This is a genomic window from Halorubrum sp. SS7 (assembly GCF_005435055.1).
Taxonomy (GTDB): Archaea; Halobacteriota; Halobacteria; order Halobacteriales; family Haloferacaceae; genus Halorubrum; species Halorubrum salinarum.
The window spans coordinates 1-357 of the sequence record NZ_SGXV01000416.1 but is presented as its reverse complement, the minus strand read 5'-3'; the positions used below and the strand labels follow the sequence as shown (position 1 = coordinate 357).

The 357-nt window shown below is 68.6% G+C and carries 1 protein-coding gene; it reads right to left on the bottom strand.

All coding sequences use genetic code 11. From position 1 onward, the window contains the following. Positions 1-336: glycosyltransferase family 2 protein (locus tag EXE44_RS18615; RefSeq protein WP_369333869.1), on the bottom strand; the 336-nt coding region annotated here is incomplete at its 3' end. Positions 337-357 lie beyond the last annotated feature (21 nt).

Below are 357 nucleotides of genomic sequence, written 5' to 3'. Positions count from 1 at the left end.
GGGGTAGTCCCGCCGCAGCTGAGTTTTCCCGCGTCCGACCCGCCTAGACTTCCGGAGGAGCGCGCCGAGGGTCGTCCGGGTCGGGTGATACACCACGATGTCTGGGGTGTATCGGAGTTCGCGGCCGCTCGCCGCAACGCGGTTCCCGAACTCGACGTCCCCGCTCGACCGGAGCCGCGCGTCGAACCCGCCGACGTCCTCGAGGAGCGTCCGCGTGACGACCAGCGAACAGGTCGGCCCGAACGAGAGTTCCTCGACAAACCGCTGGACGTTGAGGTCCTTCAGCCGGTTGTACTTGGCCACCGTCCCTTCGTCGCCGGTCGTGAACAGCCGCACGTCGCAGGCGAGGTACGCCGC